The following is a 17543-nucleotide window of genomic DNA, read 5'->3' as shown; positions in this document are numbered from 1 at the left end:
CCGCCGGAGGGGTGCGGCCTCCCCGGCTTTCCCATGTCCGCCGCGGTTACCGCAGTCGGTCCAGCGCCCGACGGGTCCGCTCGGTCCGCGGGTGCTCCGCGCCCAGCACATCGGCCTGCCGCGGCAGCAGCGCGGTCAGCAGCTCCGCGGCCTGTGCCGCCCGCCCCGAGCGCCCCAGCAGATCCGCGAGCCGCGCCTGCGTCGTCATCGTCTGCGGATGCCGCTCACCGAGCCCCGCCTCCTCCCCCGCCGCCAGGACCCCGCGCAGCAGGGCCTCCGCCTCGTCCCACTCGCCCGCGCCGCCGGAATCCGCCAGCAGCTCGCCGAGCGCGGATGCCGCGGCCAGGGTGTCCGGGTGCCGGTCGCCGAGCACCCGCGCCCTGTCGTCCCGTACACCACGCATCAGGTCCACGGCGGCCGCGTACGCGCCCTCCTGCCCCAGGACCGACGCACGGCCGTAGCGGGTGGTGATCACCTCGGGATGGTCGGCGGTCCCGTACCCGGCCAGCCGCTCCTCGTACAGGGCGTCCAGTTCCGCCAGGGCGGTCTTCGTGTCCCCGAGCTCGGCCTTCAGCATGGCCATGTTGTAGCGCGAGATCAGCACCGTGGCGTGGTCCGCGCCGTTGATCCGCCGCTGGTCGCGGATCAGCTCCTCGTGCAGCGCGAGCGAGCCCTCGGCATCGCCCAGCTCCCAGCTGAAGCGGGCGATGTTCAGCCTCACGATCAGCGTGTTCGGGTGGTCGGGACCCCGGTGCCGCCGCACGTCCGGAAGAAGCTCCCGGTAGCCGTCGAGGGACTCCCTCAGCCGCCCCGCCTCCCCCAGGAAGCGGCAGATGTTCATTCTGCTGAAGACGACCTGATCGTGGTCCTCCCCGAACACCGCGATCCGGTCGCGCAGCAGCTCGTCGTGCATGGCGAGCGCGTCCCGCGGCCGGCCGAGACGGCCGTACCAGTAGGCGATGTAGTGGCGGCTCTCCAGCACGTCGGCGTCCCGCTCGCCCAGCGCGGACCGCTGGTCCTCCAGCAGTTCCTCGTGCAGGCGCAGGCCCTCGGTCATGTCACCGCCCCGGCCGGTCCAGTACGCGATGTGGTGGCGGGTGGCGAGGGTGCGCCGGTCCTCGGGGCCCAACACCCGGAGCTGGTCCGTCAGTACGGCCCGGTGCAGCGCGACCGCGTCGTGGAACTCGGCCAGTTCACCGGTGGCGTAGGCGATACGGTGCCGGCTCTCCAGGATGTCCGGGTGGTCCTCGGGCAGGACGCGTCGCTGCACCTCCAGCAGCTGCGCGTACAGGTCCCGGGAGGCCCGGTACGCACCGGCCTTGCCGGTCCAGTACGCCGCCCGCTCACGCGCCCTCAGCTCGACGGGGGTCTCCGCCCCCGGGTGTTGGGCGAGGCGCCCCGACCAGGTGGCCCACCGGTCCCGGTTGGCGGCGGCGGAGGGGTGGGCGCGGCTCTCCAGGCTCCTCAGCAGCCGCTCGTAGAGCGCCTGCGCGGCCTCCTCCCCGTCCGCCGCCCTGGCGGCGTGCCACAGGTGGAACGGCTCGGCCTCCTCGGCGTAGGCGTGCAGGGGGTCGTCCGCCGTGTGCTGATCCATGGGGGCCATTGTGGCCAGCGCCTCCGCCAGCGCCTCGTGGCCCGACGGCACGTCGAGCTCCTCGGTGACGTACTCCACGAGCGTCTGGTGGTGCACACCGAGGAGCTCGCCGGCCGTGGCGTGCTCCGCCCGCTCCAGCAGACCGGGCAGCACGTCGAGGACCTGGTCGAGCTCCGTGTCACCGTCCGGGCCGCCGAGGCGCCCGGCCGCCTCGGCGAGCAGCGTGCGGGGCAGACCGGCGCCCAGCCCGGACGCGGCCAGCACGACGACGACACTGTCGACCCAGTCGTCGTTGCCGTCGGGGGCGGAGGAGCGGGCCCCGTCGAGCACCTTCTGGTACACCTCGCCGTACGAGACGGGCCGGTCGCCCTCCAGCGGCCCGAAGCTCGCCAGCAGCCGGACAATCTCCCAGTTCCCGGCCGCCTGGGCCAGGATGTGCTGCTGCCGGGTGGTCCCGCGCGCGGTCAGATAGCCCGTCAGCAGGCTTTCCTCGGCCTTCGGCGCGACCGGCGCGCGGTGCCACCGCGCCGGCAGCCGCACGCCCTCCCGGGTCGTGACCACCGCGCCGAACCACGCCGGGGCCAGCTCGTCCAGGATCCCCAGGGCCTGCGAGACGTCGGAGCGGCCCACCGTGTCGAGCTGGTCGAGGCCGTCGATGACGACCCGCACCGGACGAGCGGGCGGTTCCATCAGCCCGAGGGGTCCCGCCACATCGATCTCGGCGCTCGGCTTCGCCTTGTCCTCGCGCTTCAGCTTCGCCTTGTACGCCTGGGCCGCCTCGGCGAACCCGGGCAGATAGAGCGCGAGCTGCCGGGCCACCTTCCGCATCACCCCGCGGCCGTTCGTGCCCCGGTCGGTCAGCCTGATGAGCGCGTGCACGGGAGGACCCTCCCCTTTGGGCAGCAGCTCGGGCCGGCACAGGGCGGCCGCCAGCGTCGTCTTCCCGGTCCCCATCGCGCCGACCACGGCCACGAAACGGTGCCGACCGACCGACGCGGCCAACTCGTCCAGCCCGCCCGGTGACTGGAAGAGCCTCAGCCGCCCGAGGAGTTGCTGGTTGTCCTCGCCGGCGGCGAGGACGCTCAGGGTGGCGTCGTGCGCCACGTTCTTCGCGAGCCAGGGACCGTACAGGTCGGCGGAGCCGGTCCGGCTGCCGTCGTACGAGACGGACTGCGGGTCCTGGCGCACCAGGGCCGGGCCGACGAGCCGGCGCAGCGGCACGGTGTGGAGCTTGTCGAGCAGCCGGACGTGCCCGTGGCGCATCACCTTGTTCAACGCGAGCGAGAACTGCAGCCCGTAGGCCGGACGTGCGTCCGACGAGGTCAGGACCTCGATCTTGCGGCCCGTCTGCATGGCGGACGGGAACCACTCCCGCGCCGCCGCCTGGGCGGCGTGGCCCGCCATGCACGTGTCGATCAGGACGGTCAGCTCCCTGATTCCGCCGTGCCGCAGCAGCAGCTCGCGGAGCACCTCGGGCACCGGCAGCGCCGTGTCGGGCCCGGGGTCGGCCGGTGTGGAGGTGACGGGGAAGAGGAACTCGCCCTCCCGTGCGGCGTGTCCATGGCCGACGAAGCCGACCAGGAGCGACGCCCCGGCGCCCGAGGCCCCGGCGAACGCCTCGGTGAGGGCGGCGGTCACATCGGCGGGCTCCGCCGGGGCGCCGAGCAGCCCGTCCCCGTAGGCCGGGACGCAGCCGCCCCTGCGCGGGTCCAGGAGATGATCCCTCAGCTCCAGGGCGCAGGGCTCCAGCAGATCCAGCCGCTGCCGGGCCGTCACCTCCCTGGCGTCCCAGTGCGATGCCACGACCAGTGCTCTGCGCTCGTCTCCCATACGTCTCATTATCAACAACCCGCTTTCTCCAACTCGCGCCCTTCGCCGACAATTTGACGAACACCCACAGGAGAGGCGGGACGCAGTGGCCGAGGTCGTACTGGTGCATGGGATCGGTCCCCAGGGGCAGACCGAGGAGGAACTCAGGACGGACTGGACCGCCGCGCTCGTACGCACCCTGCGCGCGCACGGCCACGGCGGGCACGCCGACCGGCTGGAGACGGGCGGGACGTCCGTCGCGATGGCGTACTACCGCGACCTCTTCGCGCGCTACGCGCCGAAGGACGACCTGGACGTCCCGTTCCCCGAGGAGATGGCCCTCGTCGCCGAGATGACGGGCGAGGACATCATGGACAACATCAGCCGGAACGCCTCCGATCCGGCGGATCGCGACGAGGCCGCCCGCGAGCTGGACTGGCTGCGCGCCGAAGTGGGCCCCGAGCAGGGCCCGTTCGAGCCGGTGCGCCTGGTCATCTCCATGATGGGACGGCTCGGGCCCGTCTCCCGCTCCGGCTTCGCCACGCTCAGCCGGTTCGGGATCTTCTACCTCGGCCAGGTGGCCGCGTACCTGGACGACGAGACGGTGCGCGAGCGGGCGATCGAGTCCGTGCTGTCCCAGGTGACACCGGACACCAAGGCCGTGGTCGCCCACTCGCTGGGCACGGTGGTCGCCTACGAGGCCCTGCACCGGCTCGACCAGCCGCTGCCGCTGCTCCTCACGTTCGGCTCACCGCTGGGGATGCGGTCGATCATCCACAAGCGGCTGCGTCCGCTGCCGCTGCGCAGCCCGGACCAGGTGAAGCGCTGGGTGAACGTCGCCGACCGCGACGACTTCATCGTCTCCGCGCTCAAGCTGAAGAAGCTCTTCCCCGAGACGGAGGACGTGCTGGAGCCCACCGTGCTGGTGAAGAACTCCAACATCGATCCCCACGCGGCGACGCAGTACCTGGGGCACCGTGAGACGGTCGAGCCGCTGGCGGGCGTCCTGTGAGGTGCTGCGGCCTCGTGTACGGCCGCCCGGCAACGGCTCACAGTCACCGTCTGCCGCGCGCCGGGCACGGGGCTTCGTCACCCGCAGCTCTTCGGGGTCCGGTGCGGGAAACTCTGCGAAACCAGGGGCGCGCAGGATGGGCACCCCACCACGGATGTCCGTGAGGAGCGCCCTTCGGTTCCCGCGGTAGGACACCTCGTCGCCCACCTGGGGCGTCCGCGCAGGCGAGCAGTCGCCGTCGCAGTTCGGCAAGGCGGTGCGGGCAGTCCCAGATCGCTGATGCCCCGGGACCGGCTGCTCTCGTACGGTCCGGGCAGCCGGTGGAACGTCAGTGCTCCTGCGTAGCATCTGCGCCATGCGTGAGTTCTTCATGGTGGACGGGCGAAGACTGTCGTACCTGGACTTCGGCGGTCCGGGCGCTCCGCTTCTGGCCCTGCACGGGCACTACAACGAGGCGTCGGCGTTCGCGCCGCTGGCCGAGGCGCTGTCGCCACGGTGGCGGGTGATCGCGCTCGATCAGCGCGGGCACGGCGAGTCCGATCGTGCTCCGCGTTACGAACGGGACGACTACGTCTCCGATGTCGCCGCCTTCCACCGCCATCTGGGTATCGGGCCGGTGGCGCTGCTGGGACACTCCCTGGGCGGAGTGAACGCCTACCAGTACGCCGCCCGGCAGCCCGATCAGATCTGTGCGCTGATCGTCGAGGACATCGGTGCGGTCGTGGACTGCGACTGGCGGTTCACCCTGCGCCTGCCCAGGCACGCGCCTTCACGGCAGGAGCTGGCGGCCGCGCTGGGCCCGGCCGCTCCCTACCTGGAATGCGCCGTCCGCCGGTCGGCGGACGGCTGGGGGTTCTCGTTCGACGCCGAGGACACGGTGGCGTCCCAGAAGGCGCTCAACGGTGACCACTGGCAGGACTGGACGGCCGTGGCTTGTCCCACTCTTCTGATCCGCGGGACGGACAGCGATGAGCTGACAGCCTCTCACGCTCGCGAAATGATCAACCGTCGCGCCGGCCAGGCGCACCTTGTCGAACTGCCCGCCGGCCATGTCGTTCACCACGACGCTCCGGCCCGGTTCGCCGATGCTGTCCAGAGCTTTCTGCCCGACCCCGATTGCTCCCGGCGGGCCGCTGGGCAAGCAGCGCGGTAGCGCGATACCACGGTCAGCCGCCGCACTGGGCCAGCATCGTCCTCTTGTCCGGGGCCGTCACCGGGAGCTCGTACTTCTCCGCCACTTGCGCGAACCGCACCACGTAGGCGCACCGGATCGCCCTGTTCGGCGGCAGCCAGGACGCCGGACCGGAGTCCCGCTTCGCGGAGTTCGTGGGACCCGAGACCGGCAACAGGTTCAGCACGTCGTTGGCCAGCCGCCGCCGCTTCTCCTCGCTCCAGCGAGCCGCTCCCAGCTGCCAGGCGTACGACAACGGCACCACGTGGTCGATCTGCACCTCGGTGGCCTTCGCCTTCTTCCAGGAGATGTCCTTGCCGGTGTACGGGTCGTACAGCTCCATCGAGACGACCACGCAGTCGGAGCCGGCACGGAACCGGACGTTCTGGCCATGGAGTCTCAGCAAGTCGTTCCGCGTGTCACAACCGTTCCTCGCGAGCGGCACCCCGTCGGCCGTGTCCATCCACGCGTAGCCGAACTCGCGCCGGGCGTAACCGGTCTTCGGACCGCGGCCCTTGACCCGGGTCCTGCCGATGAGTTCCCTGGCCGTCGCCTCGTCCGCCTCGGACGCTATGGGCGCGAGGCCCGGCTTCGTACCGTCCGGGTTCGTCAGCGGGCTGACACCCTGTCCGGTGGCCGGGCCGCCCGGGGCGCCCGGGGCGCCGTTCCCGTCGCCGGCCGTGCAGCCGGTCAGGAGGACGGTGGCTGCCGCGAGAACGGCGGCGGCGCGGCGTGAGGACGTACGTATCGAGGCAGGCACCCCAGGATCTTAAGGACCTGGCTCGCCACGCCTCCCAGGGCACCACAGGATCTTGAGGACCCGGCTCGCCACGCCTCCCAGGGCACCACAGGATCTTGAGGACCCGGCTCGCCACATCTCTCAGGGCACCCAAGGACCTTAAGGACCCGGCTCCCCACTCCCCTCGGCGCGCCGCAGCGGGATCGCCACCGGTACGCCGTCCGGACGGCCGGCGAGCAGGGCCGCGATGTGGTCGGCGCAGTGGAGGGCCGCCGTGGCCATGGCGCTGCGGGTCATCCCGGCGACGTGCGGGGTGAGCAGGGCGTTCGGCAGGCCGAAGAGCGGTGAGGAGAAGGCGGCGTGCTCGTGCTCGAAGGTGTCGACGGCGGCGGCCGCCAGCGGGTGCGCGGGGTCGCGGAGCGCGTCGGCCAGGGCCTGTTCGTCCACGATGCCGCCCCGGGCGGTGTTCAGCAGGATCGCCCCCGGGCGCATGAGGGCCAGCTCCGCACGGCCGATCATCCCCCGGGTGTGCGCGGTGAGGGGCAGGTGCAGGGAGACCACGTCGCTGGTCGCCAGCAGTACGGGCAGAGACCGCGCCGAGGCCTCGGCCGGGCGGCGCGAGAGGGCCTGGACGTTCATGCCCAGCGCGGTCGCCCGCTCGGCCAGTGCCCGGCCGATGCGGCCGAGCCCGGCGATGCCCAGGGTCAGCTCCGACAGCGCCCGCGCCGGTGCGGCCGGTGCGCGCCAGTCGCCGTTGTGCGCGGTCGCGTTGTGCGCGGGGAGGTCCCGGGTCAGGGCGAGCAGTTGGGCCAGGGCGAACTCGGCGACCGCGACCGCGTTGGACCCCGGGGTGTGGGTGACGGCGACACCGTGCCGAACGGCGGCGGCCTGCTCGACGTGATCGGTGCCCGCCCCGGCCCGGCCGACGACCCGGAGCCGGTTGGCCAGCCGGGGGTCGGTCGCCGCCGTGAAGAACGCGGCGCGCAGCGGCACCCCGGCCCGGGACTTGACCGCGTGGTAGCCGCGCCCGTCCCGGACGGTCTCGGCGATCAGCGCCGACTCGTCGAAGGGATCGAAGTCGGTGAAGTCCACCCGGCCCGCCCAGGCGGCCCGCGCCCCGGCGGGATCGGCCACCCGCCGGAGATTCAGCGTGAGCGCCAGCCCATGGCCGAGCAGCCGCTCCAGCTCCCGGCCGAGCAGCTCGCCGGGAGCCACGTCCAGCAGCAGGACCCGGCCCCGCTCCGTCCCGTTTCCCCCCTCGGTCACCGAGACGCCGCCCTACGAGCCCAGGATCGTCGTCAGGAACTCCCCGGTCCACGCCAGCAGTTCCCGCCCCACCACCGGCTTCCCGCCGATCTTCCCCGTCGTCGGGCGCGGCACGAGGACCTGGTGGACCGCCGGCTTGATGACCGTACGCGGGTACAGGCGCTTCAGCCGCAGCTCCTGCGACTCCCGCAACTCCACGGGAGCGAAGCGGATGTTCGGACCCTGGAGGACGATCTCGGCGACGCCGCAGGCGCGGGCCAGCATGCGCAGGCCGGCGACGAGGAGGAGGTTCTCGACGGGCTCGGGGAGCTTGCCGTAGCGGTCGGTGAGCTCCTCGCGGACCGCCTTGATGTCCTCCTCCGTGTTGGCGGAGGCGATCGCCCGGTACGCCTGGAGGCGCAGGCGCTCGCCCGGGGCGTAGTCGTGCGGGACGTGGGCGTCGACCGGGAGCTCGATCTTCACCTCGAGCGGGGGCTCCTCCTCGACGCCGCCCTCCAGCGAGGCGCGGTAGTCGGCGACGGCCTCGCCGACCATGCGGACGTACAGGTCGAAGCCGACGCCCGCGATGTGGCCGGACTGTTCGCCGCCCAGCAGATTGCCGGCGCCGCGGATTTCGAGGTCCTTCATCGCGACGTACATGCCCGCGCCCATCTCGGTGTGCTGGGCGATGGTCGCGAGCCGCTCGTGGGCGGTCTCGGTGAGCGGCTTCTCGGGCGGGTAGAGGAAGTAGGCGTAGCCCCGCTCCCGGCCGCGCCCGACCCGGCCGCGCAGCTGGTGCAGCTGGCTGAGGCCGAAGTTGTCGCCGCGCTCGACGATGAGGGTGTTGGCGTTCGAGATGTCGATGCCGGACTCGACGATCGTGGTCGAGACGAGGACGTCGAACTTCTTCTCCCAGAAGTCGACCACGACCTGCTCCAGCGCGCTCTCGCCCATCTGGCCGTGGGCGGTCGCGATCCGGGCCTCCGGCACGATGTCGCGCAGGCGGGCCGCCGCCCGGTCGATGGACTCGACGCGGTTGTGGATGTAGAAGACCTGGCCCTCGCGCAGCAGCTCGCGGCGGATCGCCGCGCCGATCTGCTTCTCCTCGTACGGGCCGACGAAGGTGAGGACCGGGTGCCGCTCCTCCGGCGGGGTGGTGATCGTCGACATCTCGCGGATGCCGGTGACCGCCATCTCCAGGGTCCGGGGGATCGGGGTCGCGGACATGGTCAGTACGTCGACGTTGGCGCGGAGCTTCTTCAGCTGCTCCTTGTGCTCGACGCCGAAACGCTGCTCCTCGTCCACGATGACCAGGCCCAGGTCCTTGAACTTGGTCTCGGAGGAGAAGAGCCGGTGCGTGCCGATGACGATGTCGACCGAGCCGTCCCGCAGCCCCTCCAGCGTCGCCTTCGCGTCCGTGTCCGACTGGAAGCGGGACAGTGCGCGCGTGTTGACCGGGAACTGGCTGTAGCGCTCGGAGAACGTGCCGAAGTGCTGCTGCACGAGGAGCGTCGTGGGGACGAGGACCGCGACCTGCTTGCCGTCCTGGACCGCCTTGAAGGCGGCCCGTACCGCGATCTCCGTCTTTCCGTAACCGACGTCGCCGCAGATCAGGCGGTCCATGGGGACCGTCTTCTCCATGTCCTCCTTCACCTCGGCGATGGTGGACAGCTGGTCGGGGGTCTCGGCGTACGGGAAGGCGTCCTCCAGCTCCCGCTGCCAGGGGGTGTCCGGGCCGAAGGCGTGGCCGGGGGCCGCCATCCGGGCCGAGTAGAGCTTGATCAGGTCGGCGGCGATCTCCTTGACCGCCTTCTTCGCCCGTGCCTTGGTCTTGGTCCAGTCCGCGCCGCCGAGCCGGTGCAGGGTGGGGGCCTCGCCGCCCACGTACTTGGTGACCTGCTCCAGCTGGTCGGTCGGGATGTAGAGCCGGTCGCCGGGCTGGCCGCGCTTGGCGGGGGCGTATTCGACGAGCAGGTACTCGCGGGTGGCGCCCTGGACGGTGCGCTGGACCATCTCGATGTATCGGCCGACGCCGTGCTGCTCGTGGACGATGTAGTCGCCGACTTCGAGGGTGAGCGGGTCGATCTGCTTGCGGCGCCGGGTCGGCATCCGGGCGCCGTCCTTGCCGGCCGCCTTCTGGCCGGAGAGGTCGGTCTCGGTGAGGACCGCGATCCTGAGGCCGGGGTCGATGAAGCCGTAGTCGATCGAGCCGGTCGAGACGTGGACGACGGACGGGGAGATCTCGCCCAGGTCGGCGTCGAGGCGGGCGGCGATGCCCTCGCCGCCGAGGACCTCGACGTAGCGGGCCGCGGGTCCGTGGCCCTCGGTGACGAACACCGTGCGCCAGCCGTCCGCCAGCCAGCCCTTGGTGTCGGCGAGGGCTCTGGCCGTATCGCCCCGGTACGTCTCCGGCGCGTGCATCCCGAGCTTCAGCGTGTCCGCATCAAGGTCCTCGTCCGCCGCGAACGGCGAGACCGACCACCACATCATCCCGAGCTCGCGCGCCCGGTCCCGGACGTCCGCGATGCCCCACAGCGAGGCCGCGCCGACGTCGATCGGAGCCTCGCCGCCACCGGCGCTGGCCGCCCACGAGGCCGCCAGGAACTCCTGCGACGTGGCGACGAGATCGGCGGCCCGGGTGCGGACCCGCTCCGGGTCGCAGACCACGGCCATGGACCCGGCGGGCAGGACGTCCAGCAGCAGTTCCATGTCGTCGACGAGGACCGGGGCGAGGGACTCCATGCCCTCGACCGCGATCCCCTCGGCGATCTTGCCGAGCAGTTCGCCGAGTTCGGGGTGGGCCTCGGCGAGGGCGGCGGCCCGCTCGCGCACCTCGTCCGTCAGCAGCAGCTCACGGCACGGCGGCGCCCACAGTCCGTGCTCGGCGACCTCCAGGGAGCGCTGGTCGGCGACCTTGAAGTAACGGATCTCCTCCACGTCGTCGCCCCAGAACTCCACCCGGAGCGGATGCTCCTCGGTCGGCGGGAAGACGTCCAGGATCCCGCCGCGCACCGCGAACTCGCCGCGCTTCTCGACCAGCTCGACCCGTGAGTACGCGGCCGCCGCGAGCCCCTCCACGACCTCTTCCAGGTCGGCGCTCCCGCCGCTGCGCAGCGACACCGGCTCCAGGTCCCCGAGGCCCTTCACCTGCGGCTGCAGCACGGAGCGTACGGGCGCGACGACGACCGACACCGGACCGGCGGTCGGGTCGTCCTGCGCGGGGTGCGCGAGGCGGCGCAGCACCGCGAGCCGCCGGCCCACGGTGTCGGAGCGGGGCGAGAGCCGCTCGTGCGGCAGGGTCTCCCACGACGGGTACTCGACGACCGTGTCCGGGTCCAGCAGCGAGCGCAGCGCCGCCGCGAGGTCCTCGGCCTCCCGCCCGGTCGCGGTGACCGCGAGCACGGGCCGCCCGGCCTGGCGGGCCAGCGCGGCGATCGCGAAGGGCCGGGCGGCGGGCGGCCCGACGAGGTCGACATGAGGCCGGTGGCCGTCGGTGGCGGCCTTCACCGCTTCGGTGAGCGCCGGGTCACGGACAACGGCGTCAAGAAGACCGTGCAAGCTCATGAAGGGCATCCATCCGGGGAGAGGGCAACGCGAATAGCCCGACGCGCCTGGGGTCCCCCATGTCGAAGACCAGGGGCGGGGCCGGGGGCCGGGGGTCTCCAGCGTAAACCCAGCACCTTTTGCGGTGCGCGGGTAAACCGGGTGGCCGCCCCGGGGCGTATACCCCGTGAGATCTCACCACCCACCACCATTGCGGAGCCGCTTGTGACCGTCGAGGAGTTCGAGGAGTTCTACGCGCACTCCGTGAAACGGCTGGTCGGGCAGGTGTACCTGATGACCGGCGACCTCCATGAGGCGCAGGACGTCGTCCAGGAGGCGTTCGTACGGGCCTGGGGACGGCGGTCGAAGCTGCGGCGCGACGCCGGGCCCGAGGCCTGGATACGCACGGTCGCCTGGCGGCTCGCGGTGAGCCGCTGGCGGCGGCGCGGCCGGGCGGCGGAGGCCTGGCGGCGCCATCAGGGGGGCCGGGTTCCGGCCGCTCCGGAGCCGGACGCGGGGGCCGTGGCGCTGGTCGCGGCGCTGCGGCGGCTGCCGGAACGGCAGCGGCGGGTGGCCGTACTGCACTACGTGTGCGACCTGTCCGTGCAGCAGGTGGCGACCGAGACCGGCATAGCCGCCGGAACCGTGAAATCGCACCTGTCGCGGGCGAGGGCCGCGCTCGCACCCCATCTCGACGACTCGATGGACTCGATCATTCCGGAGGAGCACGGTGTCTGACTCTTACGAGCGCTACGAGCGGTCCGCGCCGGACTACGAGCGGTCCGCGCCGGACTACGAGCGGTCCGCGCGGGACGAGGCGCTGGCCGAGGCGCTCAAGCGCGCCGCCTCGGCGGGCGGGAACCGCGCGCTGCCCGCACCGGCCGCCCGGCTCTCGGCCCTGGGCGCCCGGCGCCGGGCCCGTACGCTCGCGACGGCCGCCGCCTGCGCGGTGTGCGTGCTGGCGGGCGGGGCCACGATCGCGGCCGTCGGACTGACCGCCACCGACCGGCCCTCGGGGCCGGCGGCGCCCGCCGCGCCTTCGGACGGCCTGCCCAGCGGGTCCCCGTCGCCGTCCCCGTCCCCGTCGGGAATTCCGTCGTTCCCGTCGTCGTCCCCCTCCACGTCGTACCCGCCGTCGACCGCGACACCGACCGCGATACCGAGCGGGGCAACGAGCGTGACACCGAGCCTGCCGCCGAGCGTGACACCGAGCGCGACACCGACCCGGTCCCCGGCCTCCCCGGCCTCCTCGGTCAGCCCGAGCGCCGCCCGCTGACCCCCGCCGGACGGTGCCCGTGCAAGAAGTGCTCGCCGCCCCGCCCCGAAGCGGGCCGGCACGCCCGCTGATGCCCCGCCACCCCGAGCGGAAGTGGGCCGGGCCGTACGCCCTCGCCGCCCTCCTCTTCCTCGCGTACGCAACCGTCTCCGTCCTGCGCTTCCGCCGCCTGGAGACGCTCTCCTGGGACCTGGGGATCTTCGAGCAGGCCATCCGCGGCTACGCCCACCTTTCCGCCCCCGTCGCCGATCTGAAGGGCCCGGGGACGCACATACTCGGGGACCACTTCAGCCCGGTGACCGCGCTGCTCGCGCCCGCCTACCGGCTGTTCCCCACGCCCGTCACCCTGCTCGTCGCCCAGGCGGCGCTGTTCGCGCTCTCCGCGATACCGGTGACCCGGGCGGCCTCCCGCCTGCTGGGCCGGGGCGCCGGGCTCGCCGTCGGTGTGGCGTACGGGCTGTCGTGGGGCGTCCAGCGGGCCGTCGACTTCGACTTCCACGAGATCGCCTTCGCGGTCCCGCTGATCGCGTTCGCGCTGGAGGCGCTGCTCGCTCGCAGGTGGCGGGCCGCCCTGCTGTGGGCGGCGCCGCTGGTGCTGGTCAAGGAGGACCTCGGGCTGACGTGCGCCGCGATCGCGCTGACCGTGGCGTGGCGGGCGCGCCGCACCTCGCCGAGGACCGTGCGGTACGCGATGGCGGTGGGCGCGTTCGGTGTCCTCGCCACCCTGCTGACCCTCACGGTCGTGATCCCCGCCTTCAACACCACGGGCGGGTACGACTACTGGTCCAAGGTCGGTGGCGGCGGCAATCCGCTCACCACGGCCGTCGGCACCAAACTGGGCACCCTCGTCTGGGTGTTGCTGCCCACGACCGGGCTGCTCGCGCTGCGCTCCCCGCTCCTGCTGGTCGCGGTGCCCACCCTCGCCTGGCGGTTCCTCTCCTCCGACGACCATTACTGGGGCACCGACTGGCACTACAGCGCCGTGCTCATGCCGGTGCTGCTCCTCGCGCTCGCCGACGCCGTGGACACGGCCCGCCGCAGCCCGCGGCCCTGGCTGCGTACGTACGCGCATCACGCACCGGCCTGCGCCGCCGCGGCCGCGCTCGCCCTGACCACGAGCCTGCCACTGGCGGCGCTCGGCGACCCGGCGGCGTACCGCAAAACCCACCGGGTGACGGAGGTCGAGGCGCTGCTGGAGCGCATACCCGACGACGCGACCGTCGAGGCCAACGTCGGCCCGATCAGCCGGCTGACCTCCCGCTGCCGGGTCTTCTGGATCGGCGACCCGCGCAACCCCGCCCCGGACTTCATCGCCCTCGACATCAGCTCCGGCTGGGTCGAGGACCCCGAGGCGTACGCGGCCGACCTCCATCCGTCCGCCCGTTACGGGCTCAGGGGCGCCGCCGCCGGCCACGTACTGCTGAAGCGGACGGACAGCGGACGGACGGACACCGGACGGACGGAGAGCGGAACGGGTCCGGCCCGGTGAGCGTGGAGGACGCCACCGGGCCGGAGCCACCATCGTACGCAGCGGCTCAACGCCACTCCGTCGCCTACTCCGTCACTCCGTCGCGATCGCGTTCAGGACGTTCATCCGGCCCGCCCGGAACGCCGGTATCAGCGCCGCGAACAGCCCCACGAAGGCCGAGCCGACGAAGACCGTGAGGATCGTCGGCCACGGAATCTCCAGCACCTGGAGGCCCTCCAGGGCCAGCAGCTTCTGGGCCGCCGTGCCCCAGCCCATGCCCAGGCCGAGGCCGAGCAGGGCGCCGAAGAGGGCGATGACCACGGACTCCAGGCGGATCATCCGGCGCAGCTGCCTGCGCGACAGGCCGATGGCGCGCATCAGGCCGATCTCACGGGTCCGTTCGACCACCGACAGGGCCAGGGTGTTCACCACGCCGAGCACCGCGACGATGATCGCGAGCGCGAGCAGACCGTAGACGATGTTCAGGAGCTGGCCGATCTGGTCCTTCAGGTCCTGCTTGAAGTCGGTCTGGTCCAGCACCTTGTACTGGGGGTACGCGGCGAGCGACTTCTTGAGGGCCTCGTAGGCCGCCGCCTCCTCGCCGTCCCGCGCCTTCGCGAACATGATCAGGCTCTTCGGCATCCGCTCGGCGGGCAGGTACCGCGCGGCGGTCGTGATGTTGGTGTACATCGCGCCCTTGTCGACACTGGTGTCGTCCGAGGTGATCGCCGCGACCTTCAGCTTCGCCGTCTCGCCGCCACGGAACGCGACGGTGAGCGTGTCGCCGGTCGTGATGCCGTACTCCTTGGCGAAGTCGTCACCGACGGACATGGCGTCCTTGCCGTAGGCCGCCGCCAGCTCGCCCGAGGTCGTCTCGCGCCGCAGGTCCTGCGGGTACGTCGGTTCGGCGGCGGCCAGGACCTTCTTCACCGTCTTCCCGTCGGGGGTGGTCAGTTCGACGGGCACGATCCGGTATTCCGTGACGTACTCGACGCCCGGCGCCTTCTCCACCGCCGCTTGCGCCTTCGGCGTGATCGCGAGGCCCTGGGGCGACTGCACGATGAAGTCCGCGCCGACCGACTTGTCGAGCTCGTCGGTCGCCGAGGCGACCATCGAGGAGCCGACCACCGACAGGCAGGCGACGAGTGCGAGGCCGATCATCAGGGCGGCGCCGGTCGCACCGGTGCGGCGCGGGTTGCGCAGCGCGTTGCGCTCGGCCATCCGCCCGACCGGGCCGAACATCCGCAGGACGAGCGCGCTGATGACGCGGACCACAACGCCCGCGAGGAGCGGGCCGACGACGATGAAGCCGACGAGGCTGAGGACTATGCCGAGGCCGAGCCACAGGGAGCCCTCGGCCGCCTTGTCGGCGCGGGCCGCGACGACAAGCGCCGCGCCGCCCGCGCCGGTGAGGAGTACGCCGAGGACGCCCCGTACGAGACCGGCCCTGCCGTCCGCCGGGGTACCGGCGTCGCGCAGCGCGGCCATCGGGGAGACCTTGCCGGCCCGGCGGGCCGGTATGTACGCGGCGAGGACGGTGACGACGATGCCGAGGGCGAGCCCGACGGCCGGGGTCGTCCACTTCACGGTCAGGTCGGCCGTGGACAGGTTCATGCCCGTGGCGGACATGAGCTCCATCAGCCCGATCGCGAGGCCGACACCGGCGCCGACACCGGCGAGCGAGCCGACGACGCCCAGCAGCAGGGCCTCGACGAGGACCGAGCGGTTGACCTGCTTGCGGCTCGAACCGATGGCCCGCATCAGGCCGATCTCGCGGGTGCGCTGGGCGACCAGCATCGAAAAGGTGTTGACGATGAGGAAGATGCCGACGAGGACGGCGATCCCGGCGAAGCCGAGCATCGCGTACTTCATGACGTCGAGGAAGCCGCTGACGTCCTCGCGGCCCGCGTCGGCCGCCTCCTGCTGGGTCTGGAGCTTGTACGGGCCGGTGGCGACGGCCGCCACGTTCTTCTTCAGCTGTTCGTGGCTGACGCCCGGGGCGGCGGTGACCGCGATGTGCGTGAACGCGTCGGTCTTGCCCAGGAGCTGGCGCTGGGCGGTGGCGGTGTCGAAGTAGACGACGGCCGCGCCCGGGTTGGTGACCTTGAAGGAGGCGATGCCGGAGATCTTCGCGGTGAAGTCGCCGGTGACGGCGATGGTGCGCAGCTCGTCGCCGAGCTTCAGCCCGTGCTTGTCGGCCGTGTCGGCGTCGACCATCACCTCGGTGGGGCCGCGCGGGGCGTTCCCGGAGGTGATCTCCATCGAACGCAGCTCGCTCCGCGTCCAGTTGACCGCGATCGTCGGGGCGCCGTTGCTGGAGCCCATGTTCTTGTTGTGCGCGTCGACGACGGTCACGCTCAGCGAGACGACGGAGCCCTCGGCGGACTTCACTCCTTCTGCCTGCTCCACCCGCTGGACGAGCGACGCGGGCAGCGATTCGGGGCGGCCGGTCCCCGGGATCTCATCGTCCATCGCGGCGCTCTTCGGGCTGACGGTGACATCGGCCGCGGTCTGCGCGAACAGCTTGTCGAAGGTGGTGTTCATGGTGTCGGTGAAGACGAGCGTGCCGGACACGAACGCCACCGAGAGGAGGACTGCGACGGCGGAGAGCGCCATGCGTCCCTTGTGGGCGAGGAAGTTGCGCAGGGAGGTCTTGAGGACGGTCACGAGGTCCGTCCCCGGGCGTCGAAGTCCTTCATGCGGTCGAGGACCTGGTCGGCGGTGGGGTGGAACATCTCGTCGACGATCCGGCCGTCGGCGAGGTAGAGGACGCGGTCGGCGTACGAGGCCGCCACCGGGTCATGGGTGACCATGACGATCGTCTGCGCCAGTTCGTCCACGGACCTGCGCAGGAAGCCCAGCACCTCGGCACCGGCGCGCGAGTCCAGGTTTCCGGTCGGCTCGTCACCGAAGATGATCTCGGGCCGGGCGGCCAGGGCGCGGGCGACGGCGACGCGCTGCTGCTGGCCGCCGGAGAGCTGGGTGGGCCGGTGCTTCAGCCGGTCCGCCAGCCCGACCGTCTCCACCACCTGGTTCAGCCAGGCGGCGTCCGGCTTACGGCCGGCGATGTCCATCGGCAGCGTGATGTTCTCGAGGGCGTTGAGCGTCGGCAGCAGGTTGAACGCCTGGAAGATGAAGCCGATCCGGTCCCGGCGCAGCTGGGTGAGCTTCTTGTCCTTGAGCTTGGTGATCTCGGTGTCGTCGATGTGGATCTCGCCCGAGGTCACGGTGTCGAGCCCGGCGAGGCAGTGCATCAGCGTGGACTTGCCGGAGCCCGACGGGCCCATGATCGCGGTGAACTGCCCTCGCGCGATGTCCACGTCGACGTCGTCGAGCGCGACGACGCGCGTCTCGCCGGAGCCGTACGCCTTGACGACCTGTCGCGCTCGCGCGGCTACGGCCGTACGCCCTCCAGTGCCCCCGTGCCTGGGGATGGTCACAGCCGTTGTCACCGTAAGTCTCCTATGTCCGTGGATGAGGTGAAGATCGGGTCGGGATGCTTCGAGTCTGATGGGAGTGCGGTCCGGGCGCCCTGGTGCCTGGCGCAGTCTTCGACCTGGGGTTTTCCCCACCTCGCCGCACCGACCAGCCCCACCCCCGCCGCCGTGGAGCGCTGTAGGACCAAGTTAAGGAAGGGCCTTGGTCCTTCTCGTCCTCCAGCGGGACGAGCCCTCCCCGGCCGGAAG

At 72.1% G+C, this 17543-nt stretch carries 11 protein-coding genes; 5 read left to right on the top strand and 6 right to left on the bottom strand.

Features of this window, described 5'->3' with window-relative positions; all coding sequences use genetic code 11:
- Positions 1-46: 46 nt before the first annotated feature.
- Positions 47-3424: a tetratricopeptide repeat protein gene (locus ABT342_RS26765; protein WP_351578939.1), complete on the bottom strand. Its 3378-nt coding sequence runs from the start codon at positions 3422-3424 to the stop codon at positions 47-49.
- Positions 3425-3509: 85 nt separating this feature from the next.
- Here ABT342_RS26765 and ABT342_RS26760 point away from each other — a divergent pair, with 85 nt between their 5' ends.
- Entirely contained in the window at positions 3510-4415 is a 906-nt protein-coding gene (locus ABT342_RS26760; RefSeq protein ID WP_351578936.1) for a hypothetical protein, read from the top strand.
- Positions 4416-4770: 355 nt separating this feature from the next.
- A complete protein-coding gene (locus tag ABT342_RS26755; protein ID WP_351578933.1) occupies positions 4771-5568 on the top strand; it encodes an alpha/beta fold hydrolase in 798 nt (265 codons plus the stop codon).
- A 13-nt stretch (positions 5569-5581) separates the two neighbouring features.
- On the opposite strand, the gene ABT342_RS26750 is transcribed toward ABT342_RS26755, so the two are convergent.
- The 3 genes from ABT342_RS26750 to mfd form a co-directional block, all read right to left on the bottom strand.
- The gene (locus ABT342_RS26750; protein WP_351578930.1) at positions 5582-6346 is read right to left on the bottom strand and encodes an HNH endonuclease family protein; all 765 of its coding nucleotides are present in this window, start codon (positions 6344-6346) and stop codon (positions 5582-5584) included.
- Positions 6347-6484: 138 nt separating this feature from the next.
- The gene (locus tag ABT342_RS26745) at positions 6485-7591 is read right to left on the bottom strand and encodes an NAD(P)-dependent oxidoreductase (RefSeq protein ID WP_351578927.1); all 1107 of its coding nucleotides are present in this window, start codon (positions 7589-7591) and stop codon (positions 6485-6487) included.
- A 12-nt stretch (positions 7592-7603) separates the two neighbouring features.
- Positions 7604-11134 carry a transcription-repair coupling factor gene (gene mfd, locus ABT342_RS26740; protein ID WP_351578924.1) on the bottom strand — a complete coding sequence of 1177 codons (3531 nt, stop codon included), beginning with the start codon at positions 11132-11134 and terminating at the stop codon, positions 7604-7606.
- Positions 11135-11338: 204 nt separating this feature from the next.
- Between mfd and ABT342_RS26735 the strand changes: the two genes are divergently transcribed.
- From ABT342_RS26735 to ABT342_RS26725, 3 genes are all read left to right on the top strand, one after another.
- Positions 11339-11851, top strand: coding sequence for a SigE family RNA polymerase sigma factor (locus ABT342_RS26735; RefSeq protein ID WP_351578921.1), 513 nt, complete (start codon positions 11339-11341; stop codon positions 11849-11851).
- On the top strand, positions 11844-12389 hold the full coding sequence (locus tag ABT342_RS26730; protein WP_351578918.1) for a hypothetical protein: 546 nt from the start codon (positions 11844-11846) through the stop codon (positions 12387-12389). Before ABT342_RS26735 ends, ABT342_RS26730 begins: the two co-directional genes overlap by 8 nt.
- Before the next feature lie 70 nt (positions 12390-12459).
- Positions 12460-13878: a DUF2079 domain-containing protein gene (locus ABT342_RS26725; protein WP_351579052.1), complete on the top strand. Its 1419-nt coding sequence runs from the start codon at positions 12460-12462 to the stop codon at positions 13876-13878.
- A gap of 72 nt (positions 13879-13950) precedes the next feature.
- On the opposite strand, the gene ABT342_RS26720 is transcribed toward ABT342_RS26725, so the two are convergent.
- Both ABT342_RS26720 and ABT342_RS26715 read right to left on the bottom strand, forming a co-directional pair.
- Positions 13951-16524, bottom strand: coding sequence for an ABC transporter permease (locus tag ABT342_RS26720; protein ID WP_351578915.1), 2574 nt, complete (start codon positions 16522-16524; stop codon positions 13951-13953).
- The gene (locus ABT342_RS26715; protein ID WP_351578912.1) at positions 16521-17309 is read right to left on the bottom strand and encodes an ABC transporter ATP-binding protein; all 789 of its coding nucleotides are present in this window, start codon (positions 17307-17309) and stop codon (positions 16521-16523) included. The genes ABT342_RS26720 and ABT342_RS26715 overlap by 4 nt, the downstream gene beginning before the upstream one ends.
- Positions 17310-17543 lie beyond the last annotated feature (234 nt).

Origin of the sequence: Streptomyces sp. NPDC000410, assembly GCF_040300305.1 — a bacterium.
GTDB lineage: Bacteria > Actinomycetota > Actinomycetes > Streptomycetales > Streptomycetaceae > Streptomyces.
The sequence above is the reverse complement of the archived record's forward strand: the minus strand, read 5'-3'. Positions and strand labels throughout refer to the sequence as shown.

Excerpts from the sequence above, each read along its gene's own strand:
- ABT342_RS26765 (WP_351578939.1), bottom strand. The coding sequence starts at position 3,424 with ATGGGAGACGAGCGCAGAGCACTGGTCGTGGCATCGCACTGGGACGCC.
- ABT342_RS26755 (WP_351578933.1), top strand. The coding sequence starts at position 4,771 with ATGCGTGAGTTCTTCATGGTGGACGGGCGAAGACTGTCGTACCTGGAC.
- mfd (WP_351578924.1), bottom strand. The coding sequence starts at position 11,134 with ATGAGCTTGCACGGTCTTCTTGACGCCGTTGTCCGTGACCCGGCGCTC.
- ABT342_RS26725 (WP_351579052.1), top strand. The coding sequence starts at position 12,460 with ATGCCCCGCCACCCCGAGCGGAAGTGGGCCGGGCCGTACGCCCTCGCC.